Here is a 17,710-nt window from a genome sequence, read left to right on the forward strand (position 1 = left end):
ACTGATGAAATTTTCAATTGATAGGGACGCCCTATTAAAACCGCTGCAACTTGTAACTGGCGCGGTGGAGAGACGACATAACTTACCTATCCTGGCAAACTTATTAGTGGAAGTAAGTGGTCACTCACTTAAGATGACCGGCACCGATTTAGAAGTTGAACTTGTTGGACAGGTTCAGCTTGAAGGTGACGTTCAAGAGGGACGCACGACCATTCCAGCGAAAAAATTTCTCGATATTGTTAAATCACTACCCGATCAAGTAGAGCTTAAAATTGAGCAACAGGAAAATCGCCTGTTACTCCGCTCTGGTCGAAGCCGTTTTACCTTGGCGACCCTTCCTGCGGAAGAGTACCCCAATGTTGAAGCCTTTCAGGCTGACATCGAATTTACCATTAAACAGGGCACGCTTAAGTCTCTGATTGATGCGACTCAGTTCTCGATGGCAAACCAAGATGTTCGTTACTATTTAAATGGTTTGTTGCTGGAGACTGAAGGCAATGTACTGCGTGCTATTGCCACTGATGGTCATCGATTGGCGCTAAGTCATCGACAGATTGAAGCAACTTTGCCTGAAAAGCAGGTGATTGTGCCGCGTAAGGGTGTTGTAGAGCTTCAGCGTCTTTTTGAAGGTGAAGATCTCGATATTACTATCGCTATTGGTGACAATGCGATTAGAGCGACTACAGCGAGTGCGGTATTTACCAGTAAATTGGTTGATGGACGTTTCCCTGATTACCGTCGAGTGTTGCCTAAAGGTGGTGACAAGGTGGTTATCGCCAGCCGTAACCACCTTAAACAAGCTTTGCTTCGTGCTTCTATTCTTTCGAATGAAAAGTTCCGTGGCGTGCGTGTACAGCTCGAGAACAACTTAATTAAGATCACGGCCAATAACCCTGAACAGGAAGAGGCAGAAGAGATCTTAGATGTGGAATATGAGAATACGCCGCTTGAGATAGGGTTTAATGTTAGCTATCTATTGGATGTGCTGAATAACCTTCCCTCTGACGATGTGCGTATCACCTTAATTGATGGCAACTCTAGTGCCTTAATTGAGAACCATATCGAAGAAGACTCTATGTATGTTGTGATGCCAATGAGGCTGTAGATATTTGTTTTAATCAATATCGAAAACTTACTTATTAAAAGACTGATTAATCAGTCTTTTTTTATTTCCGCTCTTCGCTGTTTTTAACGATGTAAATAGGTCGTTTTTTGATGCTTTGATGTGGCTTGAGGATGTGCTAATCTTCTTGGCTATTTTGAGTTTTATCATACAAAATTATGGTTAGTCTGAACCAACCTTTAGGTGTTAATTGAGTACTAAATGAGTCTGACGCGTCTTCATATCGAAACATTTCGAAATATCAGTTCGGCTCAGATGCATCCCAGTGATGGTTTAAACCTCATTTATGGTGAAAATGGCAGCGGCAAGACAAGTGTTCTTGAGGCGATCTATTTTCTAGGCATGGGGCGTTCTTTTAGAAGTCACCTTTCTCAGCGCGTGATTCAGCATAATGATGACAAACTGACCCTGTTTGCCAACTTAAGTTTGGGTGATCGGGAGAGTAAAATTGGTTTACGTCGGTTTCGCAATGGTGAAACCGAGGTCAAAATCAATGGTGATAAAATTAAACGTTTATCGACCTTGGCCGAGACGTTACCCATTCAGGTGATCACACCTGAGAGTTTTTCTTTGCTGTTTGAAGGACCCAAATCGAGACGTCAGTTTATCGATTGGGGGGCATTTCATAGTGACAAAAGTTTCCATTCTGCTTGGGCGAATGTTAAACGAATTTTAAAGCAGAGAAATCAGTTACTTAAAAATCAAGTTTCCTACAGCCAGATTCATTATTGGGATAAGGAGCTGGTTCGGTATTCTGAGTTAGTTACAGATATACGGAAACAATATGTAGACTCGTTAAATGAACAACTTAAGGGTATAATCGGAGAGTTTTTACCTCAGGTTGAAGTTAAAGTTTCTTTTACGCGAGGATGGGATAGTAAATCGGATTTTGGGCAGCTACTCGAGACGCAATATCTTCGAGATGTCGCGGCGGGTAATACCGGCAGTGGTCCCCACAAAGCTGATTTACGATTACGTGTTGGTATCTTGCCCGTTCAAGATGCTTTATCCCGAGGTCAATTGAAATTGTTAGTCTGTGCACTGCGTATTGCACAGGGAAAGCTATTAAAACAACAAACAGATAAAAACAGTATTTATCTGGTGGATGATCTTCCATCGGAATTGGATGCGAAGCACAGGCAACTATTGTTGCAGCAATTAATGGATACTGGTGCACAAGTTTTTGTCACCGCTATCGATCCTGCAGCGATAGTCGATTCGTTAGCCACACCACCAAGTAAGATGTTCCATGTGGAACAGGGGTGTGTAACGGTAATTGATAAACCGACGAGAGAATAATATGTCAGAGAATAGTTACGATTCTTCGAGCATCAAGGTACTAAAAGGTCTTGATGCGGTACGTAAAAGACCAGGGATGTATATCGGTGATACCGATGATGGTACTGGTCTGCACCACATGGTATTCGAAGTGGTCGATAACTCAATCGATGAAGCTTTAGCGGGCCATTGTAACGACGTTATCATCACTATCCATGCCGATGGCTCTGTCTCTGTAAAAGATGATGGACGTGGTATCCCTGTTGCGATTCACCCTGAAGAGGGTATTTCGGCTGCTGAAGTGATCATGACGGTTCTGCATGCCGGCGGAAAGTTCGATGATAACTCTTATAAAGTCTCTGGCGGTCTTCACGGTGTAGGTGTTTCGGTTGTTAACGCCCTATCTAGTAAGCTGCAGTTGACCGTTCGACGTGACGGTAAGCTTTACGAGCAATTCTATACTCACGGTGTTCCTGATGAGCCTATCAAGGCTATTGGTGATTCAACCAATACGGGTACTGAGTTAAGATTCTGGCCAAGTACTGATACGTTCACTGATGTACTGTTTCATTTCGACATCCTTGCTAAGCGTGTCCGTGAACTCTCTTTCCTAAACTCTGGTGTGGGTATCCGCTTAGTTGATGAGCGTGATAATAAAGACGAGTTCTTCAAGTATGAAGGTGGTATTAGTGCATTTGTTGACTATTTAAACGTCAACAAAACGCCTGTGAACAAAGAAGTTTTCCACTTTATTCAAGAGCGTGACGACGGTATTACCGTTGAAGTGGCTATGCAGTGGAACGATGGTTTCCAGGAAAACATCTTCTGTTTCACCAACAACATTCCTCAGCGCGATGGTGGTACTCACTTAGCGGGCTTCCGTGGTGCGTTGACGCGTAACTTGAATAACTACATGGAAAAAGAGGGTTATAACAAGAAGGGCAAAACCAGCGCGACTGGTGATGATGCTCGTGAAGGGTTAACCGCTGTTATTTCTGTTAAAGTTCCGGATCCTAAGTTCAGTTCACAAACCAAAGATAAGTTGGTATCGAGTGAAGTGAAAACGGCTGTTGAGCAAACGATGGGCGAGCAGTTAGGTGATTACCTGATTGAGCATCCAAACGAAGCTAAATTGATTGTCGGTAAGATTATCGATGCAGCTCGTGCACGTGAAGCGGCGCGTAAAGCCCGTGAAATGACTCGTCGTAAAGGCGCATTAGATTTAGGTGGTCTGCCAGGTAAACTTGCCGATTGCCAAGAAAAAGACCCTGCTCACTCTGAAATTTACATCGTGGAAGGAGACTCTGCTGGCGGTAGTGCTAAGCAGGGACGTAACCGTAAGAACCAAGCGATTCTTCCGCTTAAAGGTAAGATCTTAAACGTTGAGAAAGCACGTTTCGATAAGATGTTATCTTCTCAGGAAGTAGTCACCCTCATTACTGCACTGGGTTGTGGTATTGGTCGTGATGAATATGATCCTGATAAAACCCGTTACCATAACATCGTCATCATGACCGATGCCGACGTCGATGGATCGCACATTCGTACCTTGCTACTGACATTCTTCTTCCGTCAAATGCCTGAGCTTATTGAACGTGGTTATATTTACATTGCTCAACCACCTCTATATAAAGTCAAAAAAGGTAAACAAGAACAGTACCTTAAGGATGATCCTGCACTAACTGAATACCTAACTAACTTAGCGTTAGACGGTGGTGAAATTCATCCGTCAGCTGATGCTCCTGCTATGTCAGGTGCACCGCTAGAGAAGTTGGTTTATCAGTACCGTGAAGTTGAAGCTATCTTTACTCGTCTAGAGCAACGTTACCCTAGTTTGTTGACTGAGCGTATGCTGTATCACCCTGCGCTTACTCAAGATGTATTGAGTGATGAAGCCAAAGTGACACAGTGGTGTGCAGCTTATATTGCTGATTTAGAAGAGCGTGATTCTGGTGGTGTACATTACAGTGCTGAAGCTTTCCTAGATGCTGAGCGTCAAGTATATTTGCCTAAAGTGACGATTCGTAAGCATGGTATCGACACTAACTTCTTGTTTACTTATGACTTCTTACATTCTCATGATTATGAGTTAATGACTAAGCTAGCTGAAGCACTTGAAGGACTCATTGAAGAGGGTGGTTTCGTTAAGCGTGGTGAGCGTATGAAGGAGATAACAACCTTCGTTGAAGCGCTTAACTGGCTAATGAATGACTCTAAACGTGGTCTTTATATTCAACGTTATAAGGGATTGGGTGAGATGAACCCTGAGCAATTGTGGGAAACTACAATGGATCCTGAATCACGTCGCATGCTGCAAGTGACCATTGATGATGCTATTGGTGCTGATCAACTATTTACCTGTTTGATGGGTGATCATGTTGAACCGCGTCGTGAGTTTATCGAATCAAACGCACTTAACGTAGCTAACCTAGATGTTTAATAGATAGACGTCTAATAGATCTGCTGCGCATCTCTATTGAGACCACTGCGTGGTAAAGATTTAGATTAAAGAAAAAGCCTCAGAGAAATCTGGGGCTTTTTTGCACATGGATGTGCTTATCCCTGAACACCATGGCACTTGAAATGTTCCAGACATTTCATAGCATTTCCTACATCCTGTAGGTCAAGGTGTAAGAAGGGGTTTGTACATGGTGTCTTATCCCTGAATGTATTTTCCAAAGCTGGATCCTGAAACTAGTTCAGGATGACGATTATGAATCACTATCAGGTAGATTTTTATCTGGCCAAGGATCACTAAAGGCGGGGTTGTTGATAAAATCTTCATCGGTCAAACTGCGTAAGAAGGCTAGGAGCTGCAGTTTCTCTTCACTGGTTAGGCTAAACCCTTTAATAAAGGGGCTTTTTAATGGATTAAGCCTGCCGTCACCTTGGAAAGGGCCTTCGGTAATATTGCGCCCACCCGCTTGATAAATATCCAATACCTCTTCGAGTGTTGCCACACTACCGTCATGCATATACGGCGCGGTTAATGCGATGTTTCGCAGACTTGGTGCGCGAAATCGACCATCATCCATGGGGTTTATCGTGACTTCCGCAAGCCCTCTGTCTTTTTCTGGATAACCTAAGTTCTGAGTCATTGTGTCGCTGGTATTAGCTAAGCTTGGTCGCTCAGTATAGTACAGCCCAGTATTGTGAAAGGGTCGTTTATCAAGTGGCTGCTTTTCGTGGCTGGTGGATTGAGTAAAGTTAAATCCACCATGGCAGTGGTGGCATTCAAACTTTTCAGAAAAGAACAGATCCATCCCTGCTAACTCTCGTTGGCTTAAGGCTTCATCTTGCCCTTGGTATGCATAGAGATCGAAGCGGGAGTTTAGGGATAATAGGCTGCGGATAAAGCTTGATAGTGCTTGAGTCACCTCACTAAAGTTGGGTGTTGCTTCTGTATTTGGAAACGCTTGCTTGAATAGTTCGGGGTAGGGACTGCGTTGTAATCGAGCAAGTATCTCGTCTTCATGCCCTACAGCACCCAACTCGATGGGATCTTCTCCAAAAATGGGCAGTAATATCTGCTGCTCAATATCGGTTAAGCCGTCATGAGCCCAAGTTAAGGTTTTATTGTAAGCGATATTTATTAACCCTGGAGAGTTGCGTCGGTGGGGTTCTCCTGTGCTGCCAACCGATACGGTTTTTGTCTCTGAGAATGCCAGTGATTGAATATGGCAACTTGAGCAGCTTTGCGTTTGATTGGCTGATAATGCCTTGTCGTAAAAAAGGTAGCGGCCTAGTTCAACTTTAGCTTGGCTCATGGGGTTGTCACTTGGCACTTGCGGTCGAGGAAACTCTTGAGCAAGTGGCCACTCATAGTGAGGTTCACTCTCGGTTCTATTTGCTATTTCTAAGCAGAGAAAACCAATGAGTAATCCCGATGCAGCTAAGCCTATGCCAACTAATTTAGTCATCTTCTTCATGATTGCCAGTACCATATTTTGGAAGTGCCATTGATGCCTATTCTAGGTAATAGCGCTTTACAGATAAGCGTGTGTGGGTCTGACATGCAGGAATTTTCTGTGAGTTCTGGTTTATTTAAAATATCTGACAGGAGAGGAGCAAGATCCAGCACTAAGCCGGTTTCACCTTGATAAGTTAACGTGAATCTAGGTCTGTTAGGATATGCACATGCTTGTTTTGGTGAACGCATGACACTAGCAGATTTACACCCTGTCGAACCTAAATGAAACTGCCAACCCGTTTGCAGGTTTCTATCTGTATCCCTTTTCTCTATTTGTTTTTTAGCCAGATCTAACCTGAAAAACTTATGCCCCATTTGCCACGTCCAGAACATGTCACTTTGGTTCAGAGGTGACTTGCTGGTGAGTGGCGATTGATGATTAAGGGTAAAAGGCACTCCAAGACTGAAACTAAACTCTCCGGGCACGAGGGCTTGTTCGAATAGGAGTTGCCACTGCCCGTCAGACTGACAATTCGATCCAATAAGGGCGACGTTTTTTTGTTGAGTGTCATTGCCTTCATCGCTTAAATAAACTACTTGGCCATTATTGCTGAACTCACTGAGATAGAACTGAATATTTTCCAGACGCCATTGAGGTAACCCCGGTAGAGTTTGATTGCAGCTTATCACCTGATCTCCCCACATTAATTTTATAGGAAGCGTCGTTGGCTTAGGGTTACACCCCGTTAAAAGCAACAGGCTGATTATCATGGTGAATAAGCTCTTCACCCCTGGCAAGTAAGGTATAAAGCATCTCTTCTTAGTATTTATCATTGTTACTTTAGTGTTGCTTGTGTGTTAGGTTTTGAGCTTACAAAAAAACGAGGTTAATTGCATCTATTGGGTTAGTTGCACTAACCCAGATAATAAAAATAGAGGTTAATATGGCTACTAAATTATTGGTAAGTAGAGTACTTAGAACGGTATCTCTTATCCTAAGTAGTTGTTTGGTCAGTAACTATGCAGTTGCGCACTCAGAGCACGACAAAGCCCGCTTTGTGAGCAATCAAGGTGAAGATATTGGCTTATGTGATAAGGTTTTACGTCCATGTCAAACCATCGCCTATGCGGTAAAACATGCCAATAAAGGCGATCGTGTTTTAGTGGCCGATGGTGAATATCACCTCAAAGATGTTGAAGATATCTTTTTACTTACTAGTGGCATTGTTCCTGTGATGGGCGGCTATAACCGCTTTGATCATTACCTGTCTCAAGCCCCACAACTGAACAAAACTGTGCTTGTTGGAGTGCCAACTGAATTTGCTGATGCACTCAGGCTTAAGGGTTTCAAAGTGATTTCAGACGGTATTGGTCAGTATGGGATTGAGCTTGATGACATGCTTGATGCGCATAACTCGTTACAGCAAAGCCATAGTAGCCAAGCATGTGAGCAGGGTAAATCGGGGAGTTTTAACTGCGAAAATATCGATCTTGTGTCTCACATGGCGTTGGGTGACTTTTCCTCTTCTCCATCGACAGCAAATGATATTTGGGGTCACGTTGATCTTAATACCGGCACTGAATATGCCTTGATTGGGTTAAGAAATGGTACCGCGGTTGTCAGCTTAGCTGACCCTGAAAATCCAGTCGAAGTGGGAGTCATTTCTGGAATCGCGACCACATGGAGAGATATAAAAGTATACCAATGGTTTGATGATGTCAGTTTACGTTGGGAGGCACATGCTTATGTCGTATCAGATGATACAGCTGATCAGGTGCACATTATTGATTTGAGCCAGTTACCTAGTTCTATTTCTAAAATAGCCACCGATAGGGCGGTCAGTTCGGCACACAATGTTTATATTAGCCATGTTGACTACACAACCAATACCGCAATGGACGGTTTATCTCCAGCGCTGCACATAGTGGGTCAAAGCAACGAAGGTGGAGCATTTAAAACTTATGGATTAAACGACCCTAAAAAACTCACCTCATTGTTTCCTCATACTGGAGCCAATCGCTCTAATTATACCCATGATGCCGCTTCTATGGTTGTGGGAGATTCTCGAGCTCAGTCTAGTTGCCAAACTGCTTTGTGCACTGTGTTGATGGATTTTAATGAGAAATCTATGAGTTTATGGAATATCACAGGGCTATCAGAATCAACACAGTTGGCCGATGTTACCTACGATAATGCAGAGTATGTGCATTCAGGTTGGTGGAGTGAAGATAAGCGTTATGTGTTTGTTCATGATGAGTTAGATGAGCAAAGACGGGGTCTTAATACCACGTTGCGGGTCTTTAACCTCGATAATCTTAAAGCTCCCTCACTGGTAAAAGTATGGTCTGGTCCAACGAAAGCGATTGATCATAATGGCTATGTGCGCGGAAACCGTTATTACATGTCTAATTATCAACGTGGTGTGACGATTTTGGATATCAGTGATCCTACAGACCCTCAAGATATAGGTTATTTTGATACCTTTCCCGCATCGGATGGCAATGCGTTTAATGGTGTGTGGGGCGTGTATCCTTATCTGCCTTCTGGTTTGATATTGGCGAGTGATATCACAAGTGGTTTGTATGTGCTCAAAGATAATACCCAAAGCAAACTTTATGGCAGTAGTTCATTCTCTTCGAAAGAATCTATATTGTCTCCAGGTGAAAGTGTGACGATTACCGTTAATAGACCCGCTGGCACTGGTGCTGTTAGTGTGGGTTATGAAACCTTAGGCGGCTCAGGTGTTATCAATCGAGATTTTGCACCGCTTGTTGGCCGTTTAAACTGGGGCGCTGCCGATAACGCCAGTAAGAGCATTACTGTGAATACCATTGATAGTGGCCAAAATAAGCAGTTATTGGTATTTGTTCGCTTGTTTGATCCACAAGGTGGGTTAACCCTCTCTTCACCTAGTTACCACACCCTAAGAATTGGAGCGAACCCAGCACAACCCGGCGTGTTAGGTTTCGCTGAATCGAGTAAGAGCTTAAACGAAGGTGATAGTGCTACTAATGTTTCAGTGGTCAGGCTTAGGGGAAGTTCTGGTGAGGTAAAGCTTGATTACAGTTTAGTGAGTGGAAGCGCTGTCGTTGGTGACGATATCGCCGATACCAGTGGGCAATTAGTTTGGGCTGACGGAGATGGTGATGCTAAAACAATAACGCTTACCCCTATTGAAGATAGTTTAGTTGAAGGTGTAGAGCAGTTTAAGGTAGAGCTTAAAAGTGTTGATGGTAGTGCGCTTGGGGTAGCAAGTTTAGCGGTGACCTTAGTTGATAATGATCGAGCCAATACAGCTCCAACGGTCAATGCGGGTGAAAACCGCGATGTTAATGCTGGTGCGACTGTCACTCTGTTAGCAACAGCAACCGATGCTGAAAATGATTCTGTTGGTTTTAAATGGTTACAAACTAGCGGTGATACTGTTGCTCTTTCGGCGAATAATGTGGCTCAAGTTACATTTGTCGCACCCAATAAAGATATCAGTTTAAACTTTAGGGTTACCGCTACAGACTCACTTGGGGCAAGCTCACAAGATACGGTAACAATTCAAGTAAAGGCTGCGGTTGTTCCTCCAACTAAACCGGGTAGCTCGGGTGGTGGAGCTTTCACTTGGTTGACCCTATTGTTGTTATCACTGATAACGGGATTGCGAAGGAGAGAGTTAAACTAATCTTGCTATTTTTAATTTGGGGTCAGTAAAGCGCTGATGTTTTTGGCAAAATCCAATGCTTGCTCTGTATCACCGTGAATACAGACGGTGTCGGCGTTAATGATTAAGGGGTGACCATCAACGGTGATTATTGGTTTTCGCTGAATGAATTGCTTAACCTGCTCAAGCGCGAGTTGTTCATCATGTATCACAGCTCCCTCTTCGCTGCGAGGGACTAGAGATCCATCATTGAGGTAAGTTCGGTCAGCAAAGGCTTCTTCGATAACCTTGAGCCCTGCTAACCTAGCTTGTTGAACCAATGGACTTGCTGCTAAGACGACTAAATTCAGTGTGGGGTCTATCTGCTTAATGACATCAATCAACACAAGCCCCATAGCCTCGTTTTTAGCCACGTTGTTATAAAAAGCACCATGTGGTTTCACGTGGAACATTCTAGCGCCCAAGTGCTCACAGATAGCCCTCAATGCATTAATTTGCTCGAGTATAGACTCTCGTAATTCCGTATTTGAGATATCCATCGATTTGCGACCAAAATTGGTTGGGTCGGGATAACTGGGATGGGCACCGATTTTAACGCCATTTTTCAACGCAGCCATTACGGCTTGGGTCATGCTGTGTTGATCACCAGTATGACCGCCACACGCAATATTGGCAGAGGTGACGATTTCAAGCAGTGCATCATCGTATTGTCCTCCTTCTCCCAGATCGGCATTAAGGTCTATTGGGTAACCTTTATTGTTCAGCTGCATGGGCGCGCCTTTTCATCGATGGACTTTCTATGATTGGGTAACTGGCAATATGAATCATGCATCAATGGCCCTTTGTAGGCGATAGAAATATTGTTGCCATTCATAGTTTGCATCATCAGCTTGCCCGGGACTGACATGGATAAATCGCACTGTTGAACCAGGCCGAGTTTGGGCTACTTTCCACAGATCAGCTTCAATCACCGTCGCCATTTTGGGATAGCCACCTGTGGTTTGTGCATCTGCGAGCAGTACGATCGGTTGTCCTGATGGCGGCACCTGCACAACACCAGGCATCACTGCGTGGGAGTTGAGTTCTTGTGGCTTAGTGAGCGACAAAATCTCACCAGCGAGCCTTGCTCCCATTCGATTGCTGTCATTTGTCAGTTGCCACGCGTTACTCCAGAAGGCTTTGCGAGATTGTGGAGTAAACAATGACATCTCTGGACCCGGCAGAGCACGAATCTCGTTAGAGTAACCCCTTTGAACCGCACCAATCGGTTTGGCTATGCTTAACGCTGACCCCAGTCGCAAGCAGTCACCTTTGGCAAGTTGTTTGGTTATTTGTAGTGTTGTGTTTTGTTGAGTTGGTTGAATTCCACCATCTACAGCTAGGTAGGCACGCATTGCTGACTTTGGTCCACGTAGCGTTAAGATTTCTCCAGCTTTTATTTTATTACGCCAACTATGCCAAATATCTCGCCCGTCGATTGCGATCCGGTATTGAGCGCCGGTAAGTACAAACCAAGCATCTCGGGTAAACTTTAGCTCGACCTGTCCGGAGGTGAGTTCGAGTGCTGGGGTACTGTCTGGATTACCTAAAACCCTGTTGCCTAAAATCAGTGCTTGGCGATCCAAAGCACCGCCGAAGGGAATGCCTAAATGTCGGTATCCGCTTAAGCCTAATCCCTGAACAGAGCTAAATAGACCGGGTGTGATCACCTTTATAATCGCATCGTTAGCTAAAGGCTGTTGTCTATTCGTTGAAGACTCTTGAGAGGTTATCATTATGAGGTGAACTCTAAGCTAGTGACGGGAGTAAAGCGAACCTTGTACCCAGGTGCGAGTAGGGTTGGTGTTGCTGGTAAGTCAGGCGTTAAAAGCGAAATGTTAGTGCGACCGATAAGCTGCCAACCACCCGGGGCATCAGCGGGGTAGATACCCGTCTGACTGCCTCCAATACCAACAGAACCTGCAGGTATCGATAATCTAGGCGTGCTGAGTCTCGGAGTTGTTAAGCGAGAATCAAGGCCATCGAGATAAGGAAACCCTGGCTGAAATCCGAGAAAAAGTACTGTGTACTCAGGGGCTGAGTGTCTGCGGATAACCTCTGTTGTGTCTAGCTGGTGGCGTCTTGCCACTGCATCTAAATCTGGTCCATATTCTCGCCCGTAGAGCACTGGGATCTCTATCGTAGGGCCTGATACGTTAAGTCCTGTTGTGCTGTGCCATCGCTTTTCTATCACACTTAACCAAAAAGTTACTTGTGTAGTGTCGTGTAAAAAAAGGGTGAGGTTATTCATGCCCGGCACAATATCCTGAAACTCTAGGCTTTTACTGCACTGCTTGGCTAATTCCCAAATACGAGTTTGGATGTTTAGCTTAGAAAACTCAGGAAAAAGCTTGCTGCAATCCAACACGATTGCATTCTCTCCTAAGCGATACACCGTAAGGTTGGTGTTTGTCATCATCTGCCTATTTCACTCTATTTCAGTCTCTTGTGGCTTAATTTATAGTGTCGGTATTTGTTGTGTAGAAAACAAGCTTGAAATGGTTTTATCTAGAAAACGGTCACTCCTGAACTATACTTTTTATTAGTAAATTGATGAGCGGGTGTCCCAATTGGTTAAACGAATAATTAAGAAGCTCTTTAATGTAAGAGATAAAGCCTCATTAGATAAACCTAAAAGTTTTTCTAGTGCCCCCGGAATTATAAAGGTTGCCACCACGCCGAAGAAAACAGTACCGGAACCTTTACGCCCACCTATTGAAGTTGTTAGTCAGGAAGCCGTTAATCAGGTTGATAGCCTTGATGTCTCAGCTCTGTTTTACGGCATGCTTTTTCCATCTCAAGGTGGTGTTGATGCCGGTACCGTGAATAATCTCGAGAGGGGAGTTATCTCTGATGTTGAGCAGGCGCTGACTAGTCCAGAAGATATTGCTGAAAAGGTGTTGAAGTTGCCAAGTCAGTTGGGGGTTCTCGACCAGAACCTTAAGGATGATAGTGTTGAGATTAGTACAATACTTGAGGTCTTTAAGACAAAACCATTATTAAGTGTTGAAGTGCTTAAACTGTGTAATTCACCAGGCTTTAAGCGCTCTGATAAAGAGGTTTCGAGTCTTCAACAAGCATTCGTTCAACTTGGTCGGGAGGAGATAAGGAGACTCGTTATGACGTGTCTTATGGGAGAGGTGACGGGAGTAAAACCGATCTATTATCGTCGTTTTGGTTCTCAAATATGGCGTCATTCTAAGCAAGTGTCCTATCTCTCTGCAGAGTTAAGCCTAAGTGACCCTGATACGGCTTTTATGTTGGGTCTGATCCATGATGTCGGTAAAATTGCGATATTTAAGATGTTATTAGATGCATTTCATCAGGCCGAGCCTGGCGAGCAGCCTAAATCTTTATTGTTTAAGCAGGTGATGACAACCAAATCACTGAACTTAAGTGCTTTATTGGCAAAGCACTGGATGTTACCCGAAGTTTTTGAAACCTCTTTAACTCAACTCGCTGAGTGCGACACAAAGCCGTCTGATTGTTTGCCATTAGCCGTTTGGCGCGCAAATCTAATCAGCGAGTGTTCTATGTTGTTTGAAGCAAATCAATTACAGGAGGAGCGTTTAAACACATTACTTATTGATGCTGGTATTACTCGTGAGCAGTTCGATATCTACCATGAAAAGTTAAAAGAGTTTTAAAAAGAGCGACACAAACCACTCCTAGGTCATTCTTGGTGTTCAGGGATATTTTTTCTCCATCTCTATCCAAGTTAGAGGATACAAAAAAGCCCCAGCGTTAGCTGAGGCTTTTTTATTACTTCACTCGAAGCTTATTGCAGCAATGAGATATCAGCAACATGTAAGAACTGCTCGCGTAGGCTAGAAAGTAGCGCTAAACGGTTATTCTTCAATGCTTCATCATCTGCCATTACCATCACATCTTCAAAGAATGTATCGACGCTTTCACGCAATCCAGCGAGTAGCACAAGGGCTTCTTGGTAGTTTGCAGCAGCAAATAGAGGTGCCAGCTGTGGCTGAAGTTCATTCAGCTTGGCTGCTAATGCCTTCTCAGCGCCTTCTACAAGTAATTCAGCACTAATATCCGTTGCCAACTCACCTTCTACCTTCGCTAGAATGTTAGACACACGCTTGTTAGCTGCTGCAAGTGCAGAGGCTTGTTCAAGGGTTCTAAAGTGTGCGACGGCTTTGATACGGCTATCGAAGTCTGCTGGGGCGGTAGGGTTACGAGCCAATACAGCCAAAATCACATCGACGCTAACGCCTTGATCTTGATACCAAGCACGGAAACGAGCCATAAAGAACTCAAGTACCTGTTCAGCGGTCTTGTCGTTGGTTAAGTTGCTACCATGAAGTGCTTGAGCCTTAGCGATAAGGTCAACAAGATCCAGCGGCAAGTTATTTTCAAGACAGATACGTAGCACACCAATAGCGGCGCGACGAAGTGCAAATGGATCGGCAGCGCCTTTCGGTGCTTGTCCAATGCCAAATATACCCACTAGCGTATCTAACTTTTCAGCCAACGCCACACAGATAGAGATAGGCGCTGTAGGCACTGTATCGCCAGAGAACTTAGGCTTGTATTGCTCTTCTAGTGCAACAGCAACGGCTTCAGTTTCACCGTTTAGTCGAGCGTAATGCATGCCCATGGTGCCTTGAAGATCGGTGAACTCCATAACCATGTTCGTCATTAAGTCTGACTTAGAAAGTAGACCTGCGCGTGAAGCCTCTTCTGCATTGGCATCTATGCTGGTGGCAATATAACCAGCCAACTCAGAGATGCGCTCGACACGTTGCTTGATAGTACCAAGTTGCTTCTGGAACACGACGGTTTCAAGGCTAGCAAGACGCGATTCCAGCGACTCTTTTTTATCGGTTTCAAAGAAAAACTCAGCATCGGCAAGACGTGGACGAACCACTTTCTCGTTACCCGATATGATCACCTGAGGATCTTTCGATTCGATGTTTGTCACAAAGATAAAGTGAGGTAACAATTGTCCTTCTTTATCAAATACTGGGAAGTATTTCTGATCACCTTTCATGGTGTAAACCAAGGCTTCAGCAGGCACATCGAGGAACTTTTCTTCGAAGTTAGCTGTTAACACGACAGGCCATTCGACTAGCGAGGTGACCTCTTCAAGCAGTGCATCTTCTAGGTCAGCAACGCCACCAATTTTGGCTGCAGCAGCTTCTGCATCGGCTTTGATAATCGCTTTACGCACTTCATAATCAGCCAGTACCATACCTTGCTCTTTCAGTGCAGAAAGGTAGTTATCAGCATGATCCAGTTCGAAACTCTTCTTACCCATGAACCGGTGTCCACGGATAACGCGTGCTGACTTTATGCCAAGCAGCTCACCTTCGACTATCTCGCTACCCAGTAGCATCGTCACAGTATGAACAGGACGGATAAATTGCGTCTTGTTGCTACCCCAGCGCATAGGTTTAGAGATAGGTAACTTATCTAATGCACGTTGTGCCATGTCACTGATAAGACTTTTAGTTTCAACACCAACAACTTTAGCTTGATGCAGTAACCACTCACCTTTATCTGTTTTAAGACGTTCAGCTTGTTCAACGGTAATGCCGTTACCACGAGCCCAGCCCATAGCGGCTTTAGTCGGGTTACCCTCAGCATCAAATGCTTGAGCAATCGCCGGACCACGCTTCTCTACGACCTTGTCAGCTTGTGCCAAAACCAGTTGGTTTATGGTAAAAGCCAAGCGGCGAGGCGCTGCATGCCAAACTGCAGATTCAAAGCTTAGTTCCGCTTTATTTAGCTCATCAGTAAAGTTACTAACAAAAGACTCAGCGAGTTTACGCAGGGCTTTAGGAGGTAGTTCTTCAGTACCAACTTCAATGAGTAAGTTTTCAAATTTCATTCTATGTACCTCTACTTACACATTGGGAAGCCAAGAGCTTCACGGGCTTGATAATATGATTCAGCAACGCCTTTAGCCATAGTGCGAACGCGTAGAATATAACGCTGACGTTCGGTCACTGAAATAGCATGACGTGCATCAAGAAGATTGAATGCATGAGAGGCTTTCATCACTTGCTCATAAGCAGGTAGAGGCAATGGTTTTTCGAGGGCCAATAGACGCTGACAGGCGACTTCACAGTCATCAAACATCTTAAATAACACATCTACATCGGCGTGTTCGAAGTTATACGTTGATTGCTCAACTTCATTTTGATGGAAGATATCGCCATACATTATCTTGCCCATAGGACCATCAGTCCACACAAGATCATAAACGCTATCAACTTCCTGAATATACATCGCGAGACGCTCAAGACCATAGGTGATCTCGCCGGTAACCGGTGTACATTCAAGTCCGCCAACCTGTTGAAAATAAGTAAATTGTGACACTTCCATGCCATTTAGCCAGATCTCCCAACCTAGGCCCCAAGCGCCTAGAGTCGGTGATTCCCAGTTATCTTCAACGAAACGTACATCATGTACATTCATGTCGACACCAAGTGCTTCAAGAGAGCCAAGGTAAAGCTCTTGAATATTGTCAGGAGACGGTTTTAACACGACCTGAAATTGGTAATAGTGCTGTAGACGGTTAGGGTTTTCACCATAACGTCCATCAGTAGGGCGGCGACATGGTTGTACATAAGCACTGCTCATTGGCTCAGGGCCTAATGAACGTAAGAAAGTTTGTGGGTGGAAAGTACCGGCACCAACTTCCATATCTAGAGGTTGAACGATTGCGCAACCTTGCTGCGCCCAGTATTCCTGCAGGGTAAAAATGAACCCTTGGAATGTCTTTACGTCATGTTTCGTCGTCATGTCTACTATATACGCCGTCAGGATGATACCAACCTCTCTTTAATGCCATTTGAGCATGCAGAGATAGCTTGGAAATTGAAAAAATGGTTTCAATTATATACCCAAACAGCCTCAAGATGCGAGTTTCAGAACGCCTGTAGGTTAGCGGAACTGGGCAGTTATTCAGAGAATGCTTGCTCCTTTGTAGATATCGCTTATTGAATTCGTTTGGGTATTGCTTGTATCACAACTCTTATGTAGGTTATTTTTTATCTCATCTAGTCACTTTTGGAATTATTTACCATGGAAATGCAACGTTGTAGCTGGGTTGGCGATGATGATATCTATCAAGCGTATCATGATGAGGTTTGGGGGCGACCCGTTTACGACAGTCAGGAGTTATTCGCCAAGCTCTGTCTCGATGGGCAACAGGCTGGATTGTCTTGGATCACTATCCTGAAAAAACAGAAAACTTATGAAGCGGCTTTTGCTAATTTCGATCCGTCGATTATTGCTAAGTTTGATGAAGAGAAAGTTGAATCACTATTATTGGATAAAGGGATAGTACGTAATCGATTAAAGGTAAACTCGATCATCAAAAACGCTCGTGGGTATATGAGTTATACGGCAAATGGTGATGATTTCTCTCAGTTCCTGTGGAGCTTTGTTGGTGGAAAACCCATAGTTAACACTTTTCGTGGAATGTCAGAGGTTCCGACTCAGACTCCAGAGTCTGAAGCTATGTCTAAAGCTCTGAAAAAGCTAGGATTTAACTTTGTAGGTCCAACAATTTGTTATGCTTTCATGCAGGCGGTTGGAATGGTGAATGATCATACAACAGACTGCTTTTGTTATGGTAAGTGCTAGAAAGTAGAACTCGTATCGATTGTTGAGCTCCTCGTTTAGTTTCAAGGGGTGAGGGTTAAATAACTGTCATTTTCTCTCTTAGCCGTCATCCTGAAC

General features: G+C 44.1%; 13 protein-coding genes. 6 read left to right on the plus strand and 7 right to left on the minus strand.

The annotated features are described in order from the left end of the window. Positions 1–4: 4 nt before the first annotated feature. The 3 genes from dnaN (at position 5) to gyrB (ending at position 4,841) form a co-directional block, all read left to right on the plus strand. Positions 5–1,105 carry a DNA polymerase III subunit beta gene (dnaN, locus tag FN961_RS17010; protein ID WP_144041377.1) on the plus strand — a complete coding sequence of 367 codons (1,101 nt, stop codon included), beginning with the start codon at positions 5–7 and terminating at the stop codon, positions 1,103–1,105. 219 nt (positions 1,106–1,324) lie between these two features. Continuing rightward, the gene (gene recF, locus FN961_RS17015; RefSeq protein WP_144041378.1) at positions 1,325–2,422 is read left to right on the plus strand and encodes a DNA replication/repair protein RecF; all 1,098 of its coding nucleotides are present in this window, start codon (positions 1,325–1,327) and stop codon (positions 2,420–2,422) included. Position 2,423: 1 nt separating this feature from the next. Further along, positions 2,424–4,841: a DNA topoisomerase (ATP-hydrolyzing) subunit B gene (gene gyrB / locus FN961_RS17020; RefSeq protein ID WP_144041379.1), complete on the plus strand. Its 2,418-nt coding sequence runs from the start codon at positions 2,424–2,426 to the stop codon at positions 4,839–4,841. A 271-nt stretch (positions 4,842–5,112) separates the two neighbouring features. Here the strand turns inward: gyrB and FN961_RS17025 are convergent, their stop codons facing one another. Both FN961_RS17025 and FN961_RS17030 read right to left on the minus strand, forming a co-directional pair. Further along, the gene (locus tag FN961_RS17025; protein WP_144041420.1) at positions 5,113–6,321 is read right to left on the minus strand and encodes an MbnH family di-heme enzyme; all 1,209 of its coding nucleotides are present in this window, start codon (positions 6,319–6,321) and stop codon (positions 5,113–5,115) included. A 5-nt stretch (positions 6,322–6,326) separates the two neighbouring features. Further along, positions 6,327–7,082 carry an MbnP family copper-binding protein gene (locus FN961_RS17030; protein ID WP_229814716.1) on the minus strand — a complete coding sequence of 252 codons (756 nt, stop codon included), beginning with the start codon at positions 7,080–7,082 and terminating at the stop codon, positions 6,327–6,329. Between the two features lie 173 nt (positions 7,083–7,255). On the opposite strand from FN961_RS17030, the gene FN961_RS17035 reads away from it, so the two are divergent. Then, positions 7,256–9,985 (plus strand): choice-of-anchor B family protein, encoded by a 2,730-nt coding sequence (locus FN961_RS17035; protein WP_144041381.1) that lies wholly within the window; start codon positions 7,256–7,258, stop codon positions 9,983–9,985. Between the two features lie 11 nt (positions 9,986–9,996). On the opposite strand, the gene pxpA is transcribed toward FN961_RS17035, so the two are convergent. From pxpA to pxpB, 3 genes are read right to left on the minus strand one after another with little or no spacing between them, the layout of a single operon-like run. Then, the gene (pxpA, locus tag FN961_RS17040; protein ID WP_144041382.1) at positions 9,997–10,734 is read right to left on the minus strand and encodes a 5-oxoprolinase subunit PxpA; all 738 of its coding nucleotides are present in this window, start codon (positions 10,732–10,734) and stop codon (positions 9,997–9,999) included. Positions 10,735–10,788: 54 nt separating this feature from the next. After that, on the minus strand, positions 10,789–11,682 hold the full coding sequence (locus FN961_RS17045; RefSeq protein ID WP_144041421.1) for a 5-oxoprolinase subunit C family protein: 894 nt from the start codon (positions 11,680–11,682) through the stop codon (positions 10,789–10,791). A gap of 56 nt (positions 11,683–11,738) precedes the next feature. Next, the gene (gene pxpB / locus FN961_RS17050; protein ID WP_229814717.1) at positions 11,739–12,422 is read right to left on the minus strand and encodes a 5-oxoprolinase subunit PxpB; all 684 of its coding nucleotides are present in this window, start codon (positions 12,420–12,422) and stop codon (positions 11,739–11,741) included. Positions 12,423–12,573: 151 nt separating this feature from the next. Between pxpB and FN961_RS17055 the strand changes: the two genes are divergently transcribed. Next, positions 12,574–13,650, plus strand: a complete 1,077-nt coding sequence (locus FN961_RS17055; protein ID WP_144041383.1) for an HDOD domain-containing protein — start codon at positions 12,574–12,576, stop codon at positions 13,648–13,650. A 131-nt stretch (positions 13,651–13,781) separates the two neighbouring features. Here FN961_RS17055 and glyS read toward each other — a convergent pair whose 3' ends face one another. After that, complete coding sequence (gene glyS, locus FN961_RS17060) at positions 13,782–15,851, minus strand: glycine--tRNA ligase subunit beta (protein WP_144041384.1); 2,070 nt, start codon at positions 15,849–15,851, stop codon at positions 13,782–13,784. 11 nt (positions 15,852–15,862) lie between these two features. Then, a complete protein-coding gene (gene glyQ / locus FN961_RS17065) occupies positions 15,863–16,768 on the minus strand; it encodes a glycine--tRNA ligase subunit alpha (protein WP_144041385.1) in 906 nt (301 codons plus the stop codon). A gap of 282 nt (positions 16,769–17,050) precedes the next feature. On the opposite strand from glyQ, the gene FN961_RS17070 reads away from it, so the two are divergent. After that, positions 17,051–17,614 carry a DNA-3-methyladenine glycosylase I gene (locus FN961_RS17070; protein ID WP_144041386.1) on the plus strand — a complete coding sequence of 188 codons (564 nt, stop codon included), beginning with the start codon at positions 17,051–17,053 and terminating at the stop codon, positions 17,612–17,614. The last annotated feature ends 96 nt before the right edge of the window (positions 17,615–17,710 follow it).

Source organism: Shewanella hanedai (assembly GCF_007197645.1).
GTDB lineage: Bacteria > Pseudomonadota > Gammaproteobacteria > Enterobacterales > Shewanellaceae > Shewanella > Shewanella hanedai.

Coding starts and splice junctions, on each gene's coding strand:
- dnaN (WP_144041377.1), top strand. CDS start 5: ATGAAATTTTCAATTGATAGGGACGCCCTATTAAAACCGCTGCAACTT.
- recF (WP_144041378.1), top strand. CDS start 1,325: ATGAGTCTGACGCGTCTTCATATCGAAACATTTCGAAATATCAGTTCG.
- gyrB (WP_144041379.1), top strand. CDS start 2,424: ATGTCAGAGAATAGTTACGATTCTTCGAGCATCAAGGTACTAAAAGGT.
- FN961_RS17025 (WP_144041420.1), bottom strand. CDS start 6,321: ATGACTAAATTAGTTGGCATAGGCTTAGCTGCATCGGGATTACTCATT.
- FN961_RS17030 (WP_229814716.1), bottom strand. CDS start 7,082: ATGATAATCAGCCTGTTGCTTTTAACGGGGTGTAACCCTAAGCCAACG.
- FN961_RS17035 (WP_144041381.1), top strand. CDS start 7,256: ATGGCTACTAAATTATTGGTAAGTAGAGTACTTAGAACGGTATCTCTT.
- pxpA (WP_144041382.1), bottom strand. CDS start 10,734: ATGCAGCTGAACAATAAAGGTTACCCAATAGACCTTAATGCCGATCTG.
- pxpB (WP_229814717.1), bottom strand. CDS start 12,422: ATGATGACAAACACCAACCTTACGGTGTATCGCTTAGGAGAGAATGCA.
- glyS (WP_144041384.1), bottom strand. CDS start 15,851: ATGAAATTTGAAAACTTACTCATTGAAGTTGGTACTGAAGAACTACCT.
- glyQ (WP_144041385.1), bottom strand. CDS start 16,768: ATGACGACGAAACATGACGTAAAGACATTCCAAGGGTTCATTTTTACC.
- FN961_RS17070 (WP_144041386.1), top strand. CDS start 17,051: ATGGAAATGCAACGTTGTAGCTGGGTTGGCGATGATGATATCTATCAA.